26 protein-coding genes are annotated in these 25,362 nt (G+C 39.9%); 23 read left to right on the top strand and 3 right to left on the bottom strand.

All coding sequences use genetic code 11. The annotated features are described in order from the left end of the window. The first annotated feature begins 4 nt into the window (after window positions 1–4). The 17 genes from hisD to argF all read left to right on the top strand — a co-directional run bounded on the left by hisD (window position 5) and on the right by argF (window position 16,560). On the top strand, window positions 5–1,288 hold the full coding sequence (hisD, locus tag QZ413_RS03140; protein ID WP_297076318.1) for a histidinol dehydrogenase: 1,284 nt from the start codon (window positions 5–7) through the stop codon (window positions 1,286–1,288). After that, complete coding sequence (gene hisB / locus QZ413_RS03135; RefSeq protein ID WP_297076259.1) at window positions 1,288–1,872, top strand: imidazoleglycerol-phosphate dehydratase HisB; 585 nt, start codon at window positions 1,288–1,290, stop codon at window positions 1,870–1,872. The genes hisD and hisB overlap by 1 nt, the downstream gene beginning before the upstream one ends. Further along, complete coding sequence (gene hisH, locus QZ413_RS03130; protein WP_297076256.1) at window positions 1,872–2,495, top strand: imidazole glycerol phosphate synthase subunit HisH; 624 nt, start codon at window positions 1,872–1,874, stop codon at window positions 2,493–2,495. The genes hisB and hisH overlap by 1 nt, the downstream gene beginning before the upstream one ends. Further along, entirely contained in the window at window positions 2,473–3,204 is a 732-nt protein-coding gene (hisA, locus tag QZ413_RS03125) for a 1-(5-phosphoribosyl)-5-[(5-phosphoribosylamino)methylideneamino]imidazole-4-carboxamide isomerase (RefSeq protein ID WP_297076254.1), read from the top strand. The genes hisH and hisA overlap by 23 nt, the downstream gene beginning before the upstream one ends. After that, entirely contained in the window at window positions 3,198–3,959 is a 762-nt protein-coding gene (hisF, locus tag QZ413_RS03120) for an imidazole glycerol phosphate synthase subunit HisF (RefSeq protein ID WP_297076251.1), read from the top strand. Before hisA ends, hisF begins: the two co-directional genes overlap by 7 nt. Window positions 3,960–3,961: 2 nt before the next feature. Next, the gene (gene hisI, locus QZ413_RS03115; protein WP_297076247.1) at window positions 3,962–4,282 is read left to right on the top strand and encodes a phosphoribosyl-AMP cyclohydrolase; all 321 of its coding nucleotides are present in this window, start codon (window positions 3,962–3,964) and stop codon (window positions 4,280–4,282) included. 22 nt (window positions 4,283–4,304) lie between these two features. After that, a complete protein-coding gene (gene hisE / locus QZ413_RS03110; RefSeq protein ID WP_297076244.1) occupies window positions 4,305–4,619 on the top strand; it encodes a phosphoribosyl-ATP diphosphatase in 315 nt (104 codons plus the stop codon). 380 nt (window positions 4,620–4,999) lie between these two features. Then, complete coding sequence (gene ilvD, locus QZ413_RS03105; RefSeq protein ID WP_297076243.1) at window positions 5,000–6,691, top strand: dihydroxy-acid dehydratase; 1,692 nt, start codon at window positions 5,000–5,002, stop codon at window positions 6,689–6,691. Between the two features lie 12 nt (window positions 6,692–6,703). Then, complete coding sequence (ilvB, locus tag QZ413_RS03100) at window positions 6,704–8,398, top strand: biosynthetic-type acetolactate synthase large subunit (protein ID WP_297076241.1); 1,695 nt, start codon at window positions 6,704–6,706, stop codon at window positions 8,396–8,398. Beyond that, on the top strand, window positions 8,395–8,880 hold the full coding sequence (gene ilvN, locus QZ413_RS03095) for an acetolactate synthase small subunit (RefSeq protein ID WP_297076238.1): 486 nt from the start codon (window positions 8,395–8,397) through the stop codon (window positions 8,878–8,880). Before ilvB ends, ilvN begins: the two co-directional genes overlap by 4 nt. A 34-nt stretch (window positions 8,881–8,914) precedes the next feature. Beyond that, entirely contained in the window at window positions 8,915–9,907 is a 993-nt protein-coding gene (gene ilvC / locus QZ413_RS03090) for a ketol-acid reductoisomerase (protein WP_297076232.1), read from the top strand. A gap of 25 nt (window positions 9,908–9,932) precedes the next feature. Beyond that, window positions 9,933–11,207: a threonine ammonia-lyase IlvA gene (gene ilvA / locus QZ413_RS03085; RefSeq protein ID WP_297076229.1), complete on the top strand. Its 1,275-nt coding sequence runs from the start codon at window positions 9,933–9,935 to the stop codon at window positions 11,205–11,207. A 182-nt stretch (window positions 11,208–11,389) separates the two neighbouring features. Further along, on the top strand, window positions 11,390–12,415 hold the full coding sequence (gene argC / locus QZ413_RS03080; protein ID WP_297076226.1) for an N-acetyl-gamma-glutamyl-phosphate reductase: 1,026 nt from the start codon (window positions 11,390–11,392) through the stop codon (window positions 12,413–12,415). Between the two features lie 13 nt (window positions 12,416–12,428). Next, window positions 12,429–13,625, top strand: a complete 1,197-nt coding sequence (gene argJ / locus QZ413_RS03075; protein ID WP_297076224.1) for a bifunctional glutamate N-acetyltransferase/amino-acid acetyltransferase ArgJ — start codon at window positions 12,429–12,431, stop codon at window positions 13,623–13,625. Window positions 13,626–13,641: 16 nt separating this feature from the next. Beyond that, a complete protein-coding gene (argB, locus tag QZ413_RS03070; RefSeq protein WP_297076223.1) occupies window positions 13,642–14,412 on the top strand; it encodes an acetylglutamate kinase in 771 nt (256 codons plus the stop codon). After that, entirely contained in the window at window positions 14,387–15,550 is a 1,164-nt protein-coding gene (locus QZ413_RS03065) for an acetylornithine transaminase (protein ID WP_297076219.1), read from the top strand. The genes argB and QZ413_RS03065 overlap by 26 nt, the downstream gene beginning before the upstream one ends. Next, window positions 15,547–16,560 carry an ornithine carbamoyltransferase gene (gene argF / locus QZ413_RS03060; protein WP_297076215.1) on the top strand — a complete coding sequence of 338 codons (1,014 nt, stop codon included), beginning with the start codon at window positions 15,547–15,549 and terminating at the stop codon, window positions 16,558–16,560. The genes QZ413_RS03065 and argF overlap by 4 nt, the downstream gene beginning before the upstream one ends. A 36-nt stretch (window positions 16,561–16,596) precedes the next feature. On the opposite strand, the gene QZ413_RS03055 is transcribed toward argF, so the two are convergent. From QZ413_RS03055 to QZ413_RS03045, 3 genes are all read right to left on the bottom strand, one after another. Further along, on the bottom strand, window positions 16,597–17,415 hold the full coding sequence (locus tag QZ413_RS03055; protein WP_297076212.1) for a hypothetical protein: 819 nt from the start codon (window positions 17,413–17,415) through the stop codon (window positions 16,597–16,599). Further along, window positions 17,408–17,746 (bottom strand): PadR family transcriptional regulator, encoded by a 339-nt coding sequence (locus QZ413_RS03050; protein ID WP_297076209.1) that lies wholly within the window; start codon window positions 17,744–17,746, stop codon window positions 17,408–17,410. The genes QZ413_RS03055 and QZ413_RS03050 overlap by 8 nt, the downstream gene beginning before the upstream one ends. A gap of 163 nt (window positions 17,747–17,909) precedes the next feature. Then, the gene (locus QZ413_RS03045; RefSeq protein WP_297076206.1) at window positions 17,910–19,397 is read right to left on the bottom strand and encodes an alpha-amylase; all 1,488 of its coding nucleotides are present in this window, start codon (window positions 19,395–19,397) and stop codon (window positions 17,910–17,912) included. 232 nt (window positions 19,398–19,629) lie between these two features. Here QZ413_RS03045 and QZ413_RS03040 point away from each other — a divergent pair, with 232 nt between their 5' ends. The 6 genes from QZ413_RS03040 to QZ413_RS03015 form a co-directional block, all read left to right on the top strand. Then, a complete protein-coding gene (locus QZ413_RS03040; RefSeq protein WP_297076203.1) occupies window positions 19,630–20,769 on the top strand; it encodes an amidohydrolase in 1,140 nt (379 codons plus the stop codon). Between the two features lie 12 nt (window positions 20,770–20,781). Further along, entirely contained in the window at window positions 20,782–21,687 is a 906-nt protein-coding gene (locus QZ413_RS03035; protein ID WP_297076201.1) for a LysR family transcriptional regulator, read from the top strand. Between the two features lie 302 nt (window positions 21,688–21,989). Continuing rightward, entirely contained in the window at window positions 21,990–23,360 is a 1,371-nt protein-coding gene (locus QZ413_RS03030) for an MFS transporter (RefSeq protein ID WP_297076199.1), read from the top strand. 74 nt (window positions 23,361–23,434) lie between these two features. After that, window positions 23,435–23,800 (top strand): Rid family detoxifying hydrolase, encoded by a 366-nt coding sequence (locus QZ413_RS03025; protein ID WP_297076196.1) that lies wholly within the window; start codon window positions 23,435–23,437, stop codon window positions 23,798–23,800. A 276-nt stretch (window positions 23,801–24,076) separates the two neighbouring features. Then, the gene (tnpA, locus tag QZ413_RS03020) at window positions 24,077–24,565 is read left to right on the top strand and encodes an IS200/IS605 family transposase (RefSeq protein ID WP_297076194.1); all 489 of its coding nucleotides are present in this window, start codon (window positions 24,077–24,079) and stop codon (window positions 24,563–24,565) included. After that, window positions 24,513–25,362: transposase (locus QZ413_RS03015; protein WP_297076191.1), on the top strand; the 850-nt coding region annotated here is incomplete at its 3' end. The genes tnpA and QZ413_RS03015, both read left to right, overlap by 53 nt.

Here is a 25,362-nt window from a genome sequence, read left to right as displayed (position 1 = left end):
GAACATGACCTGGTTAACGGGCGATATCGATCGTATTATTGAACGAATTCAAGTCGAGCAACTCGATCAAGACAATCAAATGGAGGTCGAAAAAGCAGTTGCTACGATCATTCAAACTGTAAGAAAACAAAAAGACCAAGCGCTCTATGACTATACCCAAACATTCGATGGTGTGTTATTAGATGATCTAGTGGTTTCAACTGCTGTGATCACAGAGGCTTTCGAACGAATCGAACCTGAAGTGAAAACTGCTTTAGAACAAGCAAAAGAAAATATCATTTCTTATCATACGCATCAGATCGAACAAGGATTTATCGACTTTCCAGAAAATGGCGTGATGCGTGGACAAAAAATCGTTCCTTTGACGCGCGTAGCTGTCTACGTCCCAGGAGGAACAGCTGCTTATCCTTCAAGTGTCTTGATGAATGTGCTCCCAGCAAAATTAGCGGGTGTAAAAGAAGTCGTGATGTTTACGCCACCGCCAAAAGATGGCGTATTTAATGCAGCTATCTTAGTGGCTGCTAAGCTAGCTGGAGTGGATACTATCTATCAAGTTGGAGGAGCACAAGCAATTGCTGCAGCAGCTTATGGGACACAAACGATTCGTCCCGTCGATAAGATCGTAGGTCCCGGAAACCGATTTGTGGCTGCGGCGAAAAAACAAGTATTTGGTAAAGTTGGAATCGATATGATCGCTGGTCCTTCAGAAATCGGGATTTTAGCTAGAGACGATGCAAATCCCGCCTATCTAGCAGCTGATTTATTGTCACAAGCTGAACATGATGTCTTTGCGCGGGCCTTTTTAGTCACCGATTCTGTCGAATTGGCACAGGCAGTAGAACGCGAAGTCTTCATACAAGTGGAACAATTGCCACGAAAAGAAATTGCCTTACAATCAATCAAAGAGCATGGCAGGATCATCATCGCGAAAACAGTCGACGAAATGTTTACCTTAATGAATGCTTTGGCACCAGAACATCTAGAGATCGCGTTTGCGGATGCTTTTTCCTATTTAGATCGGGTTAAAAATGCAGGGTCGGTTTTTTTAGGTCCGTATACGAGTGAACCAATCGGTGATTATTTTGCAGGTTCAAACCATGTCTTGCCAACGAGTGGGACGGCGCGTTTTGCTTCTGCACTCGGTGTGCATGATTTTGTCAAACGAATCCAGTATCTTTCTTATACACAAGAAGCCATTCAAAAAGCAGCACCAGCTATTCAAGCATTAGCCAATAAAGAAGGATTGGTCGGGCATGCCCGAGCAGTCGCGATGAGGGAGCAATCATAATGAGACAAGCTACGATTACACGAGATACTTATGAAACAAAGATCCAATTGACCCTTTGTTTAGATCAAGTAGAACCGGTCGACATTCAAACAGGTGTTGGTTTTTTTGACCACATGTTGACTCTTTTTGCACGTCACGCACGGATTTCTTTGATCGTAAAAGCCGAGGGGGATTTAGAGGTCGATAGTCATCACACAGTTGAAGACATTGGGATCGCTCTAGGTCAAGCACTTAAAGAAGCGCTAGGAGATAAAAAACAAATCAATCGCTATGGGACTTCGTTTGTACCAATGGATGAAACTTTAGGGATGGTCAGCTTGGATTTATCTGGTCGTAGTTTCTTAGTTTTTGAAGCAACCTTGACGAATCCTAAGTTGGGACAATTCGATACCGAGTTGACGCAAGAATTTTTCCAGGCATTCGCGTTTAATGCACAAATGACGCTTCATGAAAAAGTGCTTTACGGTACTAATACGCATCATAAAATCGAAAGTTTGTTTAAAGCAACTGGTCGTGCCTTACGTGAGGCGATTACGATCAATCCTGAAATTCAAGGAGTGAATTCGACGAAAGGAGTGCTGTAATGATAGCAGTCATTGATTACGATGCAGGGAACACACGGAACGTTTTACGAGCTTTAGAAGCAATCGGGGTCGAAGCAGAACTGACCAGTGATCCTACACGTTTACGTCAAGCAGATGGATTGATCTTACCTGGTGTAGGAGCTTTTCCTAAAGCGATGGAAGAATTGGAAAAACGACACTTAATCGATGTCATCAACGAACTAGTTGAAAAGCAAATCCCCTTATTAGGTATTTGTTTGGGCATGCAATTATTGGTCGAGTCCAGTCAAGAGCATGGCGCAACGAAGGGATTTGGTTTTATTCCAGGAGTATGTCGGCCGTTACAGGCAACAAAAGACTATCCTGTACCACATATGGGATGGAATCAAGTTCACTTGAATCATGAAGATGCCTTGACTAAAGGAATCGATCAGGAATATGTCTATTTTGTACATAGTTATTATACCGATGTCGCAGATGCGTATTTGCGGATGTATAGTGAGTATAATGGCCGCGTACCGGCAATGATTTCAAAAGGTGCTGTATTTGGTGCACAATTTCATCCGGAAAAATCCGGTGACCAAGGTCATCAAATTCTAAAAAATTTTAAGGAGTATGTATATGGAAATTCTACCAGCAATTGATTTAAAAGACGGAAAAGCCGTCCGTTTATACCAAGGGGATTTTTCGAAACAAACAATCGTGAATGCTTATCCTTTAGAACAAGCAAAACTTTTTGCTAAAGCTGGTTTGACGTATCTGCATGTCGTGGATTTAGATGGTGCTCTAGAAAAAAAAGCAGTCAATGCAAATCTGATCGCCCAATTAAAACAAGAAAGCCAAATGAAAGTTGAAGTAGGTGGCGGGATTCGGACGATGGACCAAATAAAAGCATATCTAGAAGTCGGGATCGACCGTGTGATCTTAGGATCGATGGCAGCTAAAGAACCATTGTTTGTTAAAGAAGCGATCGCACGTTTTGGTGCCGAACAGATCGTTGTTGGGATCGATGCAAAAAATGGTCAAGTTGCAATCGAAGGTTGGCAAGAAGTAACGGCACTTGATTACATTGAACTGGCAAAACAGTTAGCAGAGTATGGAGCAGCCACATTTATTTATACAGATGTGGCAAAAGACGGCACGCTGTCGGGACCAAATTTTGACCATTATCGCAACTTGATCGCAGCCCTACCAAATTGTCAAATTATCGCGTCTGGTGGCATCCACAGTAAAGAAGATTTGATTGAACTTGCTCAATTAGGTGTAGCAGGAGCCATCGTTGGGAAAGCGTATTATAGTGGGGCATTATCATTAGAAGACTTAGCGAAAGTCAATGGAGGTGCACAATGTTAGCCAAACGGATCATCCCTTGTTTGGATGTGACAGATGGCCGTGTCGTAAAAGGCGTCAATTTCGTTGATCTTACTGACGTAGGGGATCCAGTTGCAATTGCCAAGGCATACTATGAACAAGGATGCGATGAATTGGTCTTTTTAGATATTAGTGCGACGCATGAGGGACGCCAAACGATGGTCGATGTCGTGTCCAAAACAGCAGATCAAGTCTTTATTCCCTTTACTGTCGGGGGTGGAATTCGCAGTGTAGCGGATATGAATGCAATGCTAAAAGCTGGTGCCGATAAAGTCGCGGTCAATTCGGCTGCGATTCAACATCCAGATTTGATTACGCAAGGAGCTCAAAAATTTGGCAATCAGTGTATCGTCGTCGCCATCGATGCAAAACGTGTTGGTGACAGTTGGCATGTATTTGTAACCGGTGGGCGTAAAGACACGGGAATCGATGCTATTGAGTGGGCTAAAGAAGCTGTACGTTTAGGAGCAGGTGAGTTGCTCGTTACCTCGATGGATAAGGACGGAACGAAGTCAGGTTATGACTTAGCATTGTATCAAGCAATCAGTCAAGTCGTTGACGTTCCTGTCATCGCGTCAGGAGGAGCTGGCAATCAAGCAGATATTGTCGAGGTCTTAGCGAAAACCCCAGCTACTGGTGCGCTAGCGGCAAGTATTTTTCACTATAATGAAGTGACGATCCCTTCCTTAAAACAAGAATTAAAAAAACAACAGATTCCAGTCCGGATTATAGAATAGGAGTGACGTTGATGTATCCCGATTTTAAAAAACAAGATGGATTAGTCCCAGCTATTGTGACGGATGCTACGACCAAAGAAGTCCTGATGTTGGCCTATATGAATCAAGAAAGTTATGAGAAGACATTAGCTACAGATGAAACTTGGTTTTATTCTAGAAGCCGCAAGGGATTATGGCATAAAGGTGAAACCAGTGGGCACGTGCAACGAGTAGTCGGAATCAAAATCGATTGTGACAACGATACGCTCTTAATTGAAGTCGAACAAACAGGAGCCGCTTGTCATACAGGTGAAAAAAGCTGTTTTTACCGTACGATTAAATAACGAAAAGTCAGGAGGAAAATCAATGTTTGAAGAGTTGTATCAAGAAGCCTTAGACCGCAAGCAACATCCTAAAGAAGGATCTTATACCAATTATCTATTGGATAAGGGGTTGGATAAGATTTTAAAAAAAGTTGGAGAAGAAGCAACGGAAGTCGTGATCGCAGCAAAAAACGAGGAGCAGTCTGAATTGATTTTAGAAGCAAATGACTTATTGTATCACCTAAGCGTATTACTTGTAGAAAAAGGTATTCCACTTGAGGCATTAAAAGCAGAAGCACAGACGCGAATTGGGAAACAAAGTCGTTTATCGGAACGCAAAGAAATCAATGAATATTAAAACATGTTATTTTAAAATGCGCAAAAAGCCAACGATTTAAAGTTCGTTGGCTTTTTTTAAAAAATAAAATGAAATTTAAATGAGTTGTATTAAAAATAAATGAAAAAACATGTTGACTTTGCTTAAAATAATCGCTAAACTGACAACAACCTTTAAATTAACAGACAATTCAAACAATAAAAGATAAAGAGGAGAGACCCGATATGACCAAGCGAACAGTAATGAATCAATCAGTCATTATTTTATTAATTAGACCCAGGACTTAGAATGTTTTCGTTATTTTCGAAACAGTTCAAGTCCTATTTCGCTTGGTAGATGGGACTTTTGCTAAAGCATCCCATCTTGATGGGATGCTTTTTTTATATGAGAGGATGAAAAACATGCGCAGTGATCAAATCAAAAAAGGCATCGAAGCCGCACCTGCAAGAAGTTTATTATATGCAACAGGACAAGTTAAAAATGCTCGGGATATGCAAAAACCCTTTATTGCGATTTGCAATTCCTATATCGATATTGTCCCAGGACATGTCCACTTAAGAGAGTTAGCCGATATTGCCAAAGAAGCGATTCGTGAAGCCGGAGGCATTCCTTTTGAGTTTAATACGATTGGTGTCGATGATGGAATCGCAATGGGCCACATCGGGATGCGTTATTCATTACCAAGTCGGGAGTTGATCGCCGATTCCGCAGAAACAGTAATCAATGCGCATTGGTTTGATGGTGTCTTTTACATGCCAAACTGTGACAAGATCACGCCAGGCATGTTGCTAGCTGCGATGCGGACGAATGTCCCCGGAATTTTTTGTTCAGGTGGACCGATGAAAGCAGGTGTGGATCCAAGAGGCCATACCGCAACACTTTCGACAATGTTCGAAGCAGTCGGAACGTTTAAAGAAGGTAAGATGACGGAAGAAGAATTTAAACAATTAGAAAAAAATGCGTGTCCGACGTGTGGATCTTGTGCGGGCATGTTTACGGCAAACTCGATGAACTGCTTGATGGAGATTTTAGGCTTGGCGTTACCTGGAAATGGCACAACGCTTGCTGTATCTAAAGAGCGTCGTGATCTAGTTCGTGAATCGGCGTTTCACTTAATGGATCTAGTCAAAAAACAAATTAAACCACGAGACATCGTGACTAAAGAAGCAATCGATGACGCATTTGCATTAGATATGGCAATGGGGGGATCGACAAATACAGTCTTGCATACATTAGCGATTGCCAAAGAAGCTCAGATTGAATATGAACTAAGCGATATCAATGAGATCGCCAAACGTGTGCCTTATCTTTCAAAGATTGCACCATCTTCTGAATATTCGATGCATGATGTGCATGAAGCAGGCGGAGTATCGGCCATCATCAATGAGCTTGTCAGTATCGAAGGGTGTATCCATCCTGATCGCATTACGGTCACAGGCAAAACGATTCGTGAAAATGTTGCTGCGTGTACTATCAAAAATGAAGCCGTGATCCATCCGAAAGAAGATCCATATAGTCCAGTCGGTGGTTTATCGATCTTATATGGCAACATCGCGCCGGAAGGCAGTGTGATCAAAGTCGGTGGGGTTGATCCAAGTATCAGTACGTTTACTGGTAAAGCGATTTGTTTTTCTACACATGACGAAGCCGTTACTGCAATCGATAATGGCACGGTGAAAAAAGGGCATGTCGTCGTGATTCGCTATGAAGGGCCAAAAGGAGGTCCAGGTATGCCAGAAATGTTAGAGCCCACTTCAAGGATCGTAGGTCGAGGCTTAGGTAAAGACGTTGCGCTGATTACCGATGGCCGTTTTTCAGGTGCTACTCGTGGAATTGCGATTGGACACGTTTCACCAGAAGCAGCTGCAGGTGGACCAATCGCAGCGATTCAAGACGGCGATGTGATCGAAATCGATCTGACAAAACGGACGATGCATCTAGATATCACTGATGAAGAACTGATGGAGCGAATGCAACATTTACCGATATTCAAAGCAAAAGTTCGTTCTGGTTGGTTAGCACGTTACACGGCACTGGTCACTTCGGCGCATACTGGAGCGATCATGCAGATCCCAGAGGAATTATTATCGTAAGGAGGCAAAAAAATGACAAAACGAACTGGAGCACATCAACTACTTGACGCATTAGCAGCTCAAGAAGTCGAATTTATTTTTGGCTATCCAGGTGGAGCGGTATTGCCGATTTATGATGCATTATATGATTATCAAAAGATCAAACATATTCTAGTTCGACACGAACAAGGAGCGACACATGCAGCTCAAGGATATACAAAAGTATCAGGAAAACCAGGTGTGGTACTAGTGACAAGTGGTCCAGGTGCGACGAATGCAGTCACGGGAATCGCAGATGCGATGAGTGATTCCTTGCCGATGATCGTATTAACTGGTCAAGTAGCAACTAGTGGTATTGGTAAAGATTCCTTTCAAGAAGCAGATATGCTTGGTATCACGATGCCAATTACCAAATACAATTACCAAATCCGTGCCGTAGAAGAAATCGAAAAAGTAGTCAACGAGGCTTTTCATTTAGCCACAACAGGACGAATGGGGCCAGTTGTGATCGATATTCCTAAAGATTTGATGGCACAATTGATTGAACTTGAAGCACCACAAAAAACACCAGTTTCCTTGCCGAACTACCAACCAAATCGCTTGCCAAATCCACAGCAGATCAAAAAAGTATTGGAGGCCTTAAGCCAAGCCAAACGTCCTTTAGTTTTAGTGGGTGCCGGTGTAAGTCATGCACATGCAACAAAAGAATTAAGAGCCTTTATTCAACACTATCAGTTACCGACGTTAACGACATTACTTGGATTAGGCGTCGTTGCAAATGATGATCCCTTGTTTTTAGGAATGGGAGGGATGCATGGTTCTTACGCGGCAAACATGGCATTGACAGAATGTGATTTATTATTAAATTTTGGCTCGCGTTTTGATGATCGTTTAGCCAGTTCACCAAGTGACTTTGCGCCTCATGCCAAAATCGTCCATGTCGATTTAGATCCTGCGGAGATTGGGAAAGTCGTACGGGTGGATATTCCTCTAGTAGCGGATGCAAAAGAAACATTGCTCGCGTTAAATCAAGCAGATCAATTGCCTCAAATGGATCGAAAAGACTGGAGTGAGACACTTGCTGAATATAAGCTCCATTACCCGTTTACGTATGAAGCCAGTTCCGATCAGATCAAACCACAAGCAGTGATCGAAACAATTGGTCGTCTAACAAATGGTGAAGCATTAGTGGCAACTGATGTCGGGCAACATCAAATGTGGGTTGCACAATTTTATCCATTTACAAGTGATCATCAACTAATCACTAGTGGCGGTTTGGGCACGATGGGCTACGGGATTCCGGCAGCAATCGGTGCTCAAATTGCCCAGCCTGATCGTAAGGTAGTCATTTTCGTTGGCGATGGTGGCTTTCAAATGACCAACCAAGAATTGATCTTACTGAAACAATACCAACTACCGATTAAGGTGATCTTATTGAACAACCATACTTTAGGGATGGTTCATCAATGGCAACATACTTTTTTTAGTGATCATTATTCAGAATCAGAGTTTGAGCAACAACCAAATTTTGTAGCTTTGGCTAAGGCCTATGGATTAGATGCATTTACGCTATCTGATCCTCAGACCGTCGAGGCACAGTTGGCTAAAGCTTTTGACGATCCAAATGCTCAGGTCATTGAGATCATTATCCCGGCTAGTGAAGAAGTATTGCCGATGGTGCCTGCAGGAAAAGCCAATAACCAAATGATTGGGGTGGTTAGAGTATGAGAAGGATCCTAAGTGCTATTGTAAGCAATCAAGAAGGTGTCTTAAATCGCTTCACGGGGATATTGACCAGAAGACAAGTCAACATCGAAAGTATTACTGTCGGAGAAACCGAGGATCCTTTGTGGTCTAGGATTACTATTGTGATCCAAGTGAAAAGTTTAGAAGAAGTACAACAAGTTATGAAGCAGTTGCATAAAATGATCGATGTAAAAAAAGTATCGGATATGACACAGCGACAAGCGATCGAACGCGAATTAGCGTTAGTTCGCATCCATGCACCTCTTGAACAACGTGCAGCGATCCAAACGACAATCGAACCGTTTCGAGCGACGATCGTTGATGCACATGAAAAAGCATATATCATTCAAATCACTGGTCACCACGAAAAAATCACCGCGTGTATCGAAAGTTTACGACCATTTGGTATTGTAGACATTGCGCGCACGGGTGTGGTTGGATTAACAAGAACACAATCTACTTAGGTAGTGTGTCTATAAAATTAGAGGAGGCAACAACATGGCAAAAGTATATTATGATGATTCAGTAAAGAACGAGGTATTGAAAGATAAAGTTGTAGCGATTATCGGTTATGGATCACAAGGTCATGCTCACGCACAAAATTTACGTGATAATGGACATCAAGTGATCATCGGTGTTCGTCCAGGTCAATCAGCGGAAATGGCAAAAGCTGATGGATTTGATGTATTTGAAGTTGATGAAGCCACAAAAAAAGCCGATGTCATCATGATTTTAGCACCAGATGAAATTCAAGGAACGTTATATGAGACGCAGATCAAACCAAACTTGACCTCTGGAAATGCACTTGCATTTGCTCATGGATTTAATATCCATTTTGATGTGATTACGCCTCCAAAAGATGTGGATGTGTTTTTAGTAGCCCCTAAAGGCCCAGGACATTTAGTACGTCGAACCTTTACCCAAGGTTTTGCAGTTCCAGCTTTATTTGCAGTTTACCAAGATGCAACAGGACACGCGACTGACTTTGCTTTAGCCTATGCTAAAGGAATCGGGGCCACTCGCGTTGGTGTTTTGGAAACAACCTTTAAAGAAGAAACCGAGACGGATCTATTTGGAGAACAGGCTGTATTATGTGGTGGGTTGACGAGTATGATCGAAGCTGGATTTGAAACGTTAGTCGAAGCCGGATACCAACCAGAATTGGCGTATTTTGAAGTATGTCATGAAATGAAGTTGATCGTAGACTTGATTTATGAAGGAGGATTTGCCAAAATGCGTCATTCGATCTCAAATACAGCAGAATATGGCGATTATGTTTCAGGACCACGTGTTATTACAGAACAAACAAAAGCCAATATGAAAGCTGTCTTGGCGGATATTCAAAATGGAAAATTCGCAAAAGGCTTCATTGAAGATAACGAACAAGGATTTAAGCACTTTAAAGAAATGCGTCAAGAAAATGCAGGTCATCCAATCGAAGCAGTGGGAGAAGAATTACGTAAAATGATGCCATTTGTGAATGGTCAATAAGTGAAATAAAAAAGGAAGTGTTTAGATGGAAGTCGTCAAAACAAATCAAAGTGTCTCCAAACAAACGATCGAAGCGGCCTATCAAACGTTGCAACATGTCGTAACCAAAACGCCACTACAATATGATCGGTATTTATCTGAACGATATGCCTGTAAGGTCTATTTAAAACGTGAAGATTTGCAAAAAGTCCGTTCATTCAAACTACGTGGTGCATACTATGCCATCACACAACAAGAACGTGCGATCATTGAGCGAGGAGTAGTTTGTGCGAGTGCCGGCAACCATGCACAAGGTGTGGCGTATACCTGTCAGGAATTAACGATTCCAGGTGTGATTTTTATGCCCACTCCGACACCGCAACAAAAAATCAACCAAGTCCAATTTTTTGGCGGAGGAATGGTCGACATTCGACTAGTAGGCGATACATTTGACGAAGCCGCACAAGCAGCTAAAGTTTATGCGACTGTAAACGGACTTCCATTTATTGCCCCTTTTGACGATCAAGCGATTATTTCAGGTCAAGGAACAGTGGCTCTAGAAATCATGCAACAAGCCATGCAACAAGAATTGACGATCGATTATGTGCTGGCAGCTGTTGGTGGTGGTGGTTTACTCAGTGGAGTAGGGGTATATACAAAAGCTATGAGTCCAAGTACTCACGTGATCGGAGTCGAACCAGAGGGAGCGCCGTCAATGGCGGCTGCACTAGCTCAAAATGGACCAGTTACACTAGAGCAACTAGATAAATTTGTTGATGGTGCTGCAGTACAACGAGTTGGAGAACTCACGTATCAATACGTAAAACAAACGACAGATGCAGTGTATACAGTACCAGAAGGAGAGATTTGTCAGACCATTTTGGATCTTTACAGTAAACAAGCGATCGTCGTCGAACCAGCTGGAGCACTAAGCGTTGCTGCATTAGAACAAATGAAAGAGCAAATTAAAGGGAAAACAGTCGTCTGTGTGATTAGTGGTGGAAATAATGACATTAGCCGGATGGAAGAAATTGAAGAACGTGCACTGATTTATCAAGGGTTAAAGCATTACTTTTTGGTGAATTTTCCACAGCGTCCCGGTGCTTTAAAAGAATTTGTTACAAAAGTTTTAGGACCAGACGATGATATCACCCGCTTTGAATATACCAAAAAAGTCAATCGTCGCACTGGACCAGTCGTTTTAGGCATCCAATTAAAAGAAGCGCAAGCTATTGAATCCTTATTGGAACGATTAACTGCTTTTGATTCAACATTTATTGATTTGAGTAAACATCCATCTTTGTACACTCTACTTGTATAATCTTTATAGATTATACAAGTTTTTTTATGCTTATAATCTTATAAAAATACGAAAAAACATAATTTAAACGAATAAAAAAAGATTTTTTTGAAAATTTATTGAAAAAAGCATTGATTAATGAATGAATATGTATTATATTACTTAATAAATATTGAATTTTTATTCAAGAAAAGAGGGGTTATATGAATATTGGGATTTTAGGAGTGACTGGATACGGAGGCGCGATAGTCTATCAACTGATGCAACAACATCCACACGTCGACAACATTTATTTATATGGAAACCCTGATAAACCAGCGCAAAAATTATCAGATGTCGTGGATCAATTTTATCTAGACGATACTATGATTACGCCATTTGATGTTGATTTGGTCGTAAACGAAGTAGATTGTTTATTCAGTGCTACTTCATCCGGAGTCGCAAAAGAGATGTTGGGCTCATTGATCGATCAAAAATTCCCAATTATTGACCTATCTGGTGATTTTCGTTTGTCAGATGAAGCGAGTTATCAAAAATGGTATAAACGTGCACATCCTAAATTAAATGAATCGTTAGCCATTACCTATGGATTAGCAGAATTTACTAAAGAATATAGTGCTTATGTTGCAAATCCGGGTTGTTATGCCACGGCAACTTTGCTAGGTCTTGCACCGCTCGCGCAAGCAAACGTACTAGACCCTAATTTTATTATTGTCGATGCCAAATCAGGCGTTTCTGGAGCAGGAAAGAGTTTAGCGTTGTCGAGTCATTTTTCTTTTATCGATGAAAACCTTTATCCATATAAACTAAATGAACACCAACATATCCCAGAAATGATGAACCAATTAAAACAATGGGATGAGAAGATCCCAGCTATTCAGTTTACGACGACACAAGTACCGTTAAATCGAGGATTGATGGCAACGATTTACGTGAAGTTAAATCAAAATATGACGCAAGCACAAATCGATAAGTTATTTTTAAATACATACCATCAAACACCGTTTGTGCACTACTTAAATGAGCGCATTCCTTCATTAAAAGAGGTTGTTGGAACAAACCACTGTGCGATAGGTGCTGTATTCAATGAAACGACACAAGTGTTAACAATCGTATCTGTAATCGATAATTTATTAAAAGGTGCTGCAGGACAAGCAGTTCAAAATTTCAATCAAATGTTTGGCTTTGACGAAACAACGGCACTACCGCTGTTTGCGCAACTGCCTTAAAGGGGAAAATTAGATGGAGACTACAATGAAAACAATCGCATTTACTTGGCCAAAGGGGTTTAAAAGTGATGCTTTACATATTGGATTACGTCAAAAAAAATTAGATTTTGGCTGGGTCGTGTCGAATGTTCCGGCTGCAGCTGCAGGTGTCTATACGCTCAATCAATTTTGCGCAGCACCCACAGCTAAGACCAAGCAACTGATCAAAAAGAACCATCAATTGCAAGCTTTAGTCATGAACAGTGCGATCGCCAATGCTTGCACAGGAGAACAAGGGATGCAAGATGTGCAGCAAACTCAAAAATTAGCTGCTGAACGATTAGGGATCGATCCAGAATTAGTTGGGATCGCTTCAACAGGACTGATCGGAGCGTATTTACCAATGGATAAAATCAAAAATGGAATAGCGCAATTAGAACAAACGCAAAATACTGCGATTACAAGTGCGATCTTAACAACAGATACGATTGAAAAAACAATTTGCGTGACAAGCGAAATCGATGGAAAAACTTGTACATTTACGGGCTTTGCAAAAGGTTCAGGAATGATTCATCCCAATATGGCGACGATGCTAGGATTTGTAATGACTGATTGTGCAATTGCTCCAGCAGCCTTACAACAAATCTTGAGTGAATTGACTGATCAAACATTCAACCAAATCACAGTCGATGGAGATATTTCAACAAATGATATGGTGATTTGTTTGGCAAACGGTCAAGCAAAAAATACGTTGGTGGAAACGACTTCTGCAACTTATCAAACGGTTAAAGCAATTTATCATCACATTCTAGAAACGCTAGCTAAAGCGATTGCTAAAGATGGTGAAGGCGCAACAAAATTAATTGAAGTTCATGTAACCAAAGCAAAAAGTGTGTTAGATGCACAAAAAGCTGCTAAAGCGATTGTGGGATCTAGCTTAGTCAAATCAGCGATTTTTGGTGCTGATCCAAACTGGGGACGAATCATCAGCTCACTTGGGGCAACGGCAATTACACTAGATCCTAATGCGGTGACAGTAGCCATTAATCACCATAAAGTCGTAGAGCATAGTCAAGCGATCGCTTTTGATGAAGCATTGATCAGTCAGACATTGAAATGTGAAGATATTTTAATTGAAGTTTCTTTAGATGTCGGATCAAGTGAAGCCAAAGCATGGGGTTGTGATCTAACGTATGAATACGTCAGAATCAATGCGACGTACACTACTTAAGAAAGAAGGACGCACTATGAAACAATTAATCGTCATCAAAGTCGGTGGGAACGCCTTAGAAGAATTGACGCCAGCTTTTTTTGCACAACTGAGTTATTGGCATAAACAAGGAAAGCGAATTTTACTTGTCCATGGTGGAGGCAATACGATCAGTGAATGGGCACAACAATTAGCACTTCCTGTAAAAAAAGAAAATGGGATCCGTGTGACAGATGAGCAAACATTAGCCATTACGAAAATGGTATTACTAGGTGAGATCCAACCTCAATTTCTCGCAATGTTTACTCGCTATCAACTTCCAGTCTTTGGTTTACACGCTGCGATGGATCAATTGATCACAGGAACGTATTTAGACCAAGAAAAATACGGATATGTTGGAAATATTACTGGTGTAAATCAAGAAAAATTTGCTCATATTTTAGCACAAGGAATCGGTGTCATCGCTCCGTTAGCATTAGATTCTAAGGGGCAATGGCTAAATGTCAATGGAGATACAGCAGCTGCACAAATTGCCAGTTTTCTGCAAGCAGAAGCCTTATATTTCCTAACGGATGTTCCGGGTGTATTACATCAAGGAGAGGTCGTCAAAGTCTTGACGCAAAAACAAGCACAAGTACTAAAAAAACAAAATATCGTCACTAAAGGGATGCAACCTAAATTAGCAGCAGCCTTTTATGCGGCTTACACTGGTGTACAAAAAATTACGGTAACCAATAGTTTAACGACAGTGGGTACGAGTATTCAGAAAGGAAATGATCAACATGACGACACTTTTTCAAACTTATAAACAACATCCTTTTGAATTGACTGAAGGGCATGGCGTTACCTTATATGATCAACAAGCAAATGCCTATCTAGATTTAACAAGTGGAATCGGTGTATGTAACTTAGGTTACAATCATCCAACACTGAATCAAGCTGTCCAAACACAATTGGGTAAAATCTGGCATACGTCAAATCTATATCAAAGTTCTTTACAAGAAAAAGTAGCAAGTAAACTGGTGCCAACAGAGGACTATGCCGTTTTCTTTTGTAATTCAGGGACAGAAGCAAACGAAGCAGCTTTGAAATTAGCGCGTAAAGCTTCAGGAAAAACTGCGGTGTTGTCCTTTGCGCATTCATTTCATGGACGAACAACTGGTGCGTTATCGGTGACTGGAAACGAAGGGATCAAAGAAGGATTCGGTCCTTTATTAGAAGACGTGACGTTTGGTACATATAATGATTATCCTTCACTAGATCTGATCCATGACGAACTGGCAGCAGTAATCGTGGAGATCATTCAAGGAGAGGGTGGAGTTATTGCAGGAACTGCTGATTGGCTAGAAGCTTTAAATGATACTTGTCATGAACAAGGTGTCTTATTGATCATCGATGAAGTCCAAACGGGTATGGGACGCACAGGAAAACGTTATGCATTTGAGCACTATGCGATGCAACCAGATATTATTACTGTAGCAAAAGGATTGGCCAATGGCTTACCAGTTGGGGCGATGATTGGGAAAAAAGCGTTAGCACCTTCATTTGGACCAGGAAGTCATGGAACGACATTTGGTGGTAATCCTTTAGCCTTGACTGCAGCCGATACGGTTCTTGATTTACTGACGCCGACATTTTTAGAAGCGGTAACGCAAAAATCACATCTTTTATGGTACTTTTTAGAAAAAGAACTAAATGGTGTACAAAAAGTTCAAGCAATTACAGGAAAAGGGATGATGGTTGGGATCCAATTAGCTCCAGAGATTCCAGTTTCAGAAGTAATCGCTAAATTACATCAAAAAGGTATTTTAACGTTATCCGCTCAGCAAAACACCTTACGCTTATTGCCACCTTTAGTTATCAAAGGGGCACAATTGATTCAAGCGATCCAAGAAATCAAAGAAGTCATTGTTTATTCAGCAAATGTATCTGAGGTGACAGTATGAGCCATTTTCAAGGAAGATCTTTTTTGAAAGAGACAGATTTTACCAAAAAAGAGTGGGAATATTTGATTGGTTTTTCGCTTCATTTAAAGACGTTAAAACAACAACAAATTCCTCATCCATATCTTTTAGGAAAAAATATCGCATTGTTATTTGAAAAGACATCGACGCGTACACGTTCCGCATTTACGGTTGCGGCAAACGACTTAGGTGCGCATCCTGAGTTTTTAGGAAAAGCAGATATTCAATTTGGAAAAAAAGAATCGGTCGCAGATACCGCTAAAGTTTTAGGAAGTATGTTTGATGCCATCGAGTATCGTGGGTTCTCGCAATCTATCGTAGAAGAACTAGCGAAAAAAAGTCAGGTTCCAGTTTGGAATGGGTTGACCGATGAGTGGCATCCAACACAAATGCTAGCAGATTTTATGACGATCAAAGAACACTTTGGAACTTTAGAAAATAAAGTGTTGACTTATCTAGGCGATGGGCGCAATAACGTCGCAAATAGCTTACTGATCACGGGTGTGTTATTAGGTGTCGAAGTTCGTATCGCAGCACCAAGTAACTTGCAACCAAGTGCCGAGGTCGTCGCATTGGCAAAACAGTTTGCAGCTCCAAACACGTCATTTATGATTACCGATGATCTCAATGAAGCGGTACTTGGAGCCGATGTATTGTACACGGACGTCTGGATTTCGATGGGAGAAGATGTTGATACAACAGCACGCCTGAATCAGCTATTTCCTTACCAAGTGAACCAAGCGTGCATTGAAGCAACGCAAAATGAAGAGGTCATTTTTTTACATTGTTTGCCTGCTTTTCATGACTTGCAAACAGTCGAAGGGAAAACGTTAGCGCAATCATTAGGCGTTGACGCATTAGAGGTGACGGACGAAGTCTTTTTAAGTCCACGTTCATTAGTGTTTACTCAAGCTGAAAATCGAATGCATGCCATCAAAGCGATTATGGCAGCGACATTGGGAAATCTCTATATTCCAGACCTCAATAAATAAAACAAGAGACACTCACAATTGTGAATGTCTCTTGTTTTATTTGCTAAAGCGAAATAGTAAAAAGTAAGAAACGCCTGCACTTGCTAGAATCAATAAGAGTTGCAAGGTGGTATTCATAAAACTAGAAAAGGATAAGGCAGCAAATTGATTGTAGATACTTACTAAACCATTGACGTACAAGAAGGGACTGACACCTAAAAGAATCGATTGGTACTCGTGTTTGCTTAGTTTGATCAAAAGATAGATCGTTAAACCAACTAAGATAATAGAAAAAGCAGTAATAATAAAAGCGTGTGGTAAAACGATCTCCCACGTCGTTCGTAAATAAAATTGCGAGAATAAAAATCCACCAAATAAACAAGCACTACCGATTGCTACAAGTAGTGTGGATAACCATTTAGGGACTTTGGTATAGATCATCGTTTGGATAAACCACAACAATCCGGCAACACCACAAGCGCTGATGATGGCATTACTGACTAAGATCGCAAGGCTAAAGCGGTTGATTCCGGTAGTAAATTGACCAATGAAACTAAAGAAGGTCAAAATCCCAAAAGTTAATCCGATAAAGGAACTGATTTGTTTGATCGATGCTTTAGGGAGTGCGTTTAATAGCGCATCTGCATGTTCTTTTGGTGATCGTCCAAAATAATCCTCGGCTGTTTCATTTTCTTGTTGAGCAGTGAGAATATCTTGTAAGATCATTAAGAGTGTTTCTTCGATCAATCGATCTTCAATCAACCAGCCTTTTAAGCGGAAATAGACGAGTAGATCCTCATAATAGACCATATTCTCATCATTTAATTGTTTTCTTAATTCGTTATTTTGTTCAATTAACTGGGTGACTTCATTCATGTAGATCCTCCTGTGCAGTGGTTAAAATCGTAGTTACAATTTGATTCAATTGTTGCCATTCTTCTTGAAAATTCATTAAATATGCGCGTCCATTATCCGTGATTTGATAATATTTACGATCAGGTCCATCTTCAGAAGGATGCATCGTACTCTTTAATAAAGCGCGTTTTTCGAGTTTTTGTAGTAAAGGATAGATGGTTCCACCAATAACTTGTGGAAAGCCTTGATTACGTAATACTTGTACAAGTTCATAGCCATAAACTTCTTTGGTAGAAATGATTGCTAAGACACAACCTTCTAAAGTTCCTTTTAACAATTGACTATTGGCCACAAGGTTCTCCTTTCTAGTATGTATTACATATTAGTATAACAAACAATCACTAAGTTGTAAAACATAGTAGTCAGCGTAAAAAAGGATGTGACAGATTTTTGCCACATCCCAAAAATTAACTAAACGGTATTTAAAAAGGGCGGATCACTTTTTAAACAGCTTTTTAACGCTGTTCTCCTTCATGACGCGTTGCAAAGCGATTCGCAAAATCTTCTTGAACATATACCGAAATCTGGCCATCATTTACTGGGAAATCAGCACTACCTGTCTCATCTAAAATGATTTTTTCTTCATTATGGCCCAAAATATCGACGAACGTTTTGCCACCAAAACGAGCATGGATAGTCATTTGTTTACGTCCACCTGTTGCATTGGTCATCAACACGGCCATACCAGCATCTTCTTGATCCTCTGCACCAATACTTGACCAGCCGATAATCGACTCATCATCAAAATAATCGACTTGTTGTCCATCCATTAAATGGGTACGCGCATAAAGCAATGCTTCGAGTGCTTCTCCAACAGGTTCTACCTCTTGGGATGGCATCCCATAAAGATCACCCCAAAAGACTACTGGGATTCCTTCTTTACGCAATAAGATTAAAGAATAAGCATGCAGTTTAAACCAGCCTTCGACCCATGACTCTAAACTTTGGCCTTTTTGGGTGTCGTGGTTGTCTACGAATGTTACGGCAAAATCAGGTTGCGATTGAACGAGTGTATTGTTGAAAATTTCAGTCATATTATATTCACCATTAGACTGAGCTGCTTCAAAGAAATTAAAATGTAAAGGCACATCGAATAAATGGATCATATTCCCACTAGATTTTAAATAGTCTTCTAATTTATCGATTTCATTTGCCCAATATTCACCTACAACAAACAACTCGCGCCCAGCTTGTTCATTACGATTAGATAACCAATCTACAAAGTAAGAAAATTCGATATGTTTTACAGCATCGAGACGGAAACCATCGACTTGAGTTTGATCATAAAACCATTGTCCCCATTTTTCTAATTCTTCGTGCGTTTCTGGATTGTTCATATCTAGATCGCAACCCATCAAGTAATCAAAATTCCCATTTTCATCATCGACCGCATCATCCCAACCTTTGTCAGCGAAATTGAAAATTGCATGGCTGTTCGTACGTTCATCATAATCGATTCCTGAAAAGTTCTCCCACGTCCAAACATAATCACTATATTGTTTATGACGACCTTCATAGGTAAATTTTGTCCAAGCTTCGATTTCGACTTCATCACTGATTTCTTCATTACGATTTTCTGCATTATATTTGGTAGCAGGGACTTTTTCTGTTTCGTCAGCACCTAGCATTTGATTGAAGACGATATCTGCAAACACTTCTAGTCCTGCATCTTTTAACGCATGAATTGCGTGTAAATATTCTTCTTTGGTTCCATATTTTGTAGGGATCGTGCCTTTTTGATCAAATTCACCTAAGTCGTAACGATCATACACGCCGTAACCTACGTCATTTTTTCCTTCGGCCGCTTTTGAAGAAGGCGGCATCCAAACACCTGTAAATCCTAACGCCTGTAGTTCCTTACTTTTTTCTGCCAACAGGTTCCAATGCGTACCATCTGCTGGTAAATACCATTCAAAACCTTGAAGTATCAATTTTTTCGTCATAGCATTTCCTCCATCTTTGTAAGTACTGTTATCGATTAAAATTTGTGTTGCTCTTATTTTACCCTATTCGTTTTAAAATACGCAATTTGAAGACTTAGCTGCTGAAATATGATTAAGAACTTTCATTATTTTTTAATCTTTTTTTGCAGAACAAATTGACAAGTTCGAGATTGTCTGCGTATGATAGAAACAAATTTTCCTTATATAATAAGGTCAAAGGAGACGTTCACATATGACGATTGAGGCAATGATTCCTTTTTTAACGAAATTTAGACACGAGATGCACCGTTTTCCAGAACTATCCAATCAAGAAATCGAAACGACCAAAAAAATTAAGGCTGTTTTAGCAGAATATGAGATCGAGGTGGTCGATACAAATTTGAAAACGGGTTTGATCGCGAGAATCACAGGAGCGAATCCTGGTAAAACGATCGCCTTAAGAGCAGATATTGACGCATTGCCTATTGTCGAACAATCAGGCGTCCCTTATACCTCTGAATATCCAGGCGTGATGCATGCCTGTGGCCATGATATGCATACAAGTGTATTGTTGGGTGCTGCAATTGTATTAAAACAACAAGCTGCACAGTTAAATGGCGAGATCTTATTGGTTTTTCAAGCTGCGGAAGAAACTGGCGTGGGTGCCAAAACGGTTTTAACTAGTGGGGCATTAGCAAAAGTCGAAGCTATTTTTGGATTTCATAATGATCCATCGTTGCCAGTAGGCACACTAGGGACAAAGGCTGGAGCGTTAACGGCAGCTGTTGATCGCTTTGAAATCCAAATCAAGGCAAAAGGAGCACATGCTGCTAAGCCACACGAAGGTCGTGATCCAATGCTTGTTATTGCACAGATCATCCAAGCATTCCAACCACTGATCAGTCGTGAGATCGCACCAGATTCACATGCTGTAGTCAGTATTACGCAAGTGCATAGTGGAAGTACTTGGAACGTCATTCCAGATACGGGGATGTTAGAAGGAACTGTTCGCACGTTTAGCCGGGAAAATCGTGTTTATCTTGAACAACGGATTCGTAAGATTTTAACCCAATTAGCTTTACTTAATGAAGTCGAAATCGAGTTGTTATGGTATGGAAATTGCCCGTCAGTTTTAAATGATCCATTGTTGACGGACTTATCACTAGCTTGTTCGCGTAACGTGATGACAGAAACGAAAGTCGTAAAAGAAACGGCGATTGGTGAAGATTTTGCCTATTATCAAGAAACGATTCCTGGAAGTTTTGTCATGATCGGTTCAGGCGGGCCGTATGAACTACACGATCCGCGTTTTCGAGTAGATGATGCGATGTTGCCACAAGCGATCGATTACTTTGTTGCGTTGGCAACAGCCTATTTAAATGAATCAAATTAAAGGAGCAATAAGATGAATATCCAACAAATGCGCTATGTCGTTGCGATTGCAAATAATGGAAGTTTTCGTGAAGCAGCTAAAAAATTATATATTTCTCAACCCAGTTTGTCGCATGCGATTAAAGAATTAGAAACGGAAATTGGTATTTCTTTATTCGAACGTACGAATCATGGTGCATTTTTGACCACAACGGGAAAAGATTTTTTACAATACGCACAACAAGTACTCTCGCAAGTCAATTTATTAGAAACGCGCTTTTTGTCACCTGAAAAACGAGCGCATCATTTTTCGATCGCAAGCCAACACTATGATTTCTTATCTCATGTCGTGAGTCGATTAATCAAAGAATTTCCGGATTATACAAATTTTCGCATTTATGAAAATACGACGATGAATATTATTCAAGAAGTCGAACATTTTCGCAGCGAATTGGGTATTTTATATTTCAATGAACGCAATCGAAGAGCGTTAGTCCGGATTATTGAAAGCGGGGATATGTGTTATGAGACATTAGGTGTCTTTCAAACCCATATCTTTTTAAGCGAAACTCATCCTTTAAGTCATAAGAAAAGCCTGACTGTAGCAGATTTAGAGCCGTATCCTCAAGTTCGCTTCACGCAAGAAGAGAATCATTATACTTATTTTTCTGAAGATATTTTAGACTTTTTTGATGCAAATCAAGTGATCCATACGACCGATCGTGCTACCCTAGTTGGGATCTTGCATGAAACATTAGCTTATGGATCAGGCTCAGGGCTTGTGAAGTATCCAGAGCGACAAGGGATCGTATTGATTCCACTAGAAAACGAAGACCAAAATGAATTGATTTTGATCAAAAAGAATAACCATCAATTTAGTGAATTGGCACAAAAATTTTTGACTTATCTTGATGAGTATTTAAAAGAATGTGAGAAATAATAAAGAAGGGCCGAAATGTGAGAATATTTCGCCTTCTTTTTTTTGATTGACTTCACAATTGGAACTATTTAGAATGGTCCATGTACGAACTTTAGTTGACAGGGCTTCAGTTATGGCGATACAAAGAAACCAGAAGCTTTTCTAAAATAAGCGTCCTAAATCAAACAGATGGTTAGATTTAGAAAGCGCTCTATTTAAAAAGTGAGAAAACGAATAAAGGACGCTTTGTATACGAAAGTGGTTCTTTAGCGCTATCCCAAAAATTGGTCGATCATCTATAGACGAAAAAGGGGGAACGTACGTTGGAAAAAATAAGTAAAAAATTAGTACTCGCCATTTTAGCGACCGGAATCTTTTCATTTGCAGGAGTGTTGATTGAGACTGCGATGAATGTGACTTTCCCAAGACTGATGGAATTATTCGATGCACCATTATCACAATTACAGTGGTTGACAACGGCTTATCTATTGATGCTAGCAGTGATGATGCCGTTATCTGCTTATCTGAAACGGCGTTTTTTACTCAAACAATTATTCACGACAGCAGCACTCTTTTTTATTGGAGGCTTAGTCGTCGATGTCATTGCGCCCACACTACCGATCTTGATTATCGGACGTGTTTTACAAGGAGTCGGTACGGGGATCAGCTTACCGATGATGTTTAATATTATTTTAGAACAAGCCCCACGTAAAAAAATTGGGTTATTGATGGGGATCGGGAACTTTATTACGGCAATCGCACCTGCAATCGGACCGACTTATGGAGGAATCTTAGTTGATAGCTTAGGATGGCGGGCAGTATTTTATTTGATCATCCCGATATTAGTTCTAGCTTATATTCTAGGAATGTATACGATTGAACAAAAAACTGCACCATCAAAACCTAAATTTGATGGTTTAGGTTGGATCTACATTTCAATCGTCCTGATCGGTATGATCATGATTTTTACAGAATTTCAACATTTAGGCAGCCAAATCGTGATTTATATCGCACTCGTTATTGTCGGTAGTATTTTGGCGCTCGTTCATTATAAAAAACAAGCCCAACCGATTTTACAACTACGTCTATTCAAACGTTTAGATTTCAACTTGCATTTAGGACAGTATTTTATCGGCCAATTTGCAGTACTATCTTTTTCATTTTTGATTCCGAATATGGTTCAGATTGTCCTTCATAAATCGTCATTTGTATCAGGAGTTACGATGTTTCCAGGAGCGTTCGTAGGGGCATTATTAGCTCCGGTAGGTGGGATTTTGTATGATCGTTTTGGTGCTAAAAAACCAATCGCAACAGGTCTGATCCTACAAATGATCGGTGGCGGATTGTTCGTGTTTTTATTAAGTCAAAGTACGAGTTTTGGTTTAGCAGGGATCTATATTTTCTTTACCTTTGGAATGTCGATCAGTATGCCAAATATCATGACAAATGGTCTACAGCAATTATCTCTTAAAGATCAAGCTGACGGGAATGCACTATTTAATACATTGCAGCAATTTGCAGGAGCTGTGGGGACATCGATTGTGGCAGCGATTGTGGCGAGCGATACTTCAAAAAATCAGTTTACTGGATTTCATTCTGCTTTCTTCTTTATTTTTGTAGTTTTGATCATCGATGTTCTATTGTTTATCTGGCTTGCAAAATATGAGAAACGTAAAACTTCTTTTACAGATTAAACTAAAAAATAGTGTTGCTTTCTTCTTTTCTCACGTATACTAAAGGGAAGACCGAAAGAATGGAGTGAAGTAGTATGTCAGAAAAATTAGTTCAACCAGTCGGACCGTATTCTTTAGTACGACGAGCAGGTTCTTTATTATTTGTATCGGGTCAACTAGGGATCGATCCCCAAACCAATCAATTGGTTGGTGGTGTTGAAAAACAATTGTCCACGGCAATTGAAAATGTCAAACGAATCTTAGCATCAGAAGGTGCTAGTTTGACAGATATTGTGAAAACGACTGTGCTGTTAGCGGACATGGCTGACTTTACGACCATCAATGAACTATATGCCATCTACTTTAGTGAACCGTATCCGGCAAGAAGCACGTATGCGGTAAACACATTGCCATTAAACGCTAAAGTTGAAATCGAAGTGATCGCGATGGTCTCAGAATAACACAAGCAGCCGTAGTAAAAGTAGCAACTACAAGAAATAAGCTGAAATCTTACCAATAATTATTTTATTTAATTCGGTAAGATTTTGGCTTATTTTTGACAGGTCTATTTTGGGAATACTGTTTATTCATTTTTTAGGAGATGTGACGAATTTTGTCACATCTCTTTTTTTAATTAAACGGGAAGGAAACTCGGTATTTTAATGCCGAGATGAATTCCCGTTCTGTTTCTTTTTAGTTTACATATAGTAATGGTATAATTGTCTAGGGGTGCTGATATGAAAGATGATAAACAATTTACATATGGTAGGACTTCTGTATACAATTTAAACTACCATTTAATTTGGGGAACCAAATATCGGAACAACATGTTAAAAGGTAAAATCGAAACAGATTTGAAACAATTACTATATGATATTGCTGATGAATATGGGTTCACCATATCTCATATGGAGATTGGTCTTGATGACCAGATTCACTTATTGGTTAGTGCACCACCAAAACTTTCTGTCACCAATATTGTTCGTTGGCTAAAAGGGATTAGTGCTCGGAAGATTTTCCAACTGCATCCAGAACTGAAAACCAATTCTGGGAAGCCAAAAGGGGATAGACAATTCTGGTCCCCTAGCTATTTTGTTGAAAGTATTGGAACGACAAATGAACATGCTATTGCGAAGTATATTGACGGCCAACGAGTAAAGGAGATGAATCATAATGAAACTGAAAGGAATCAAAATCAAACTATATCCTACTCAAAAACAAATTGAATTCATCGAATCTAATTTCCATATCAATCGCTTTGTGTACAATCAATTACTTGCCATGCAAATTGAACGCCATAAAAATGGTGGTGATTTTGTCGGTAAATTCGGCATGAACTACTTGATTAAAGCCATGAAATTAGAATTTCCATTCATCAAATCCGCTGAAAGTACAAGCTTACTGTATACTTCTGCGGATTTAAACGATTCATTTTCAAGATTCTTCAAAAAACAAACAAAGTTTCCTCGATTCAAATCGAAGAAGAATCCTAAAAATAGTTACAAATCAAATTGTGTAAACAATAATATTTCTGTTGTGGATAACCATGTGATTCGATTGCCAAAACTAGGTCTTGTGAAAGCAAATGGCTTACACCGTATCAATGGCAAAATCAAGAGTGCTGTTATTCGAAAAAACCCGAACGGATCATTTACGGCAACGATTCAGGTGGAACATGAACCTTCAACATTAGCTAAGACTAATCGTTGTATTGGTATTGATTTAGGGATTTCTTATTTAGCGATACAATCGAATGGTGTAAAATTACCAAATAAAAATTTCGAACGCACTTTGTCTAAAAAGCGTAAGCTTTGGGAACGAAAACTTGCTAGAAGGAGAATCCAAGCTAAAAAACAAATGAATCTTGCCAAAGAACAAGGTATTAAGCTTGAGCTGTCTTCGTTTAAAAACTTAGAAAAAGCTCGTATCATGGTGGCGAAGATTAATCGAAAAATCATGAACCAACGAGAAGACTATCTTCAAAAATATACAACTGGTTTAGTAAAACAATTTGACACCATCG

The organism is uncultured Enterococcus sp. (genome assembly GCF_913775425.1).
Lineage (GTDB): Bacteria > Bacillota > Bacilli > Lactobacillales > Enterococcaceae > Enterococcus_G.
Note: the sequence above shows the minus strand (reverse complement) of the source record. Positions and strands in the feature narration are given on the sequence as shown.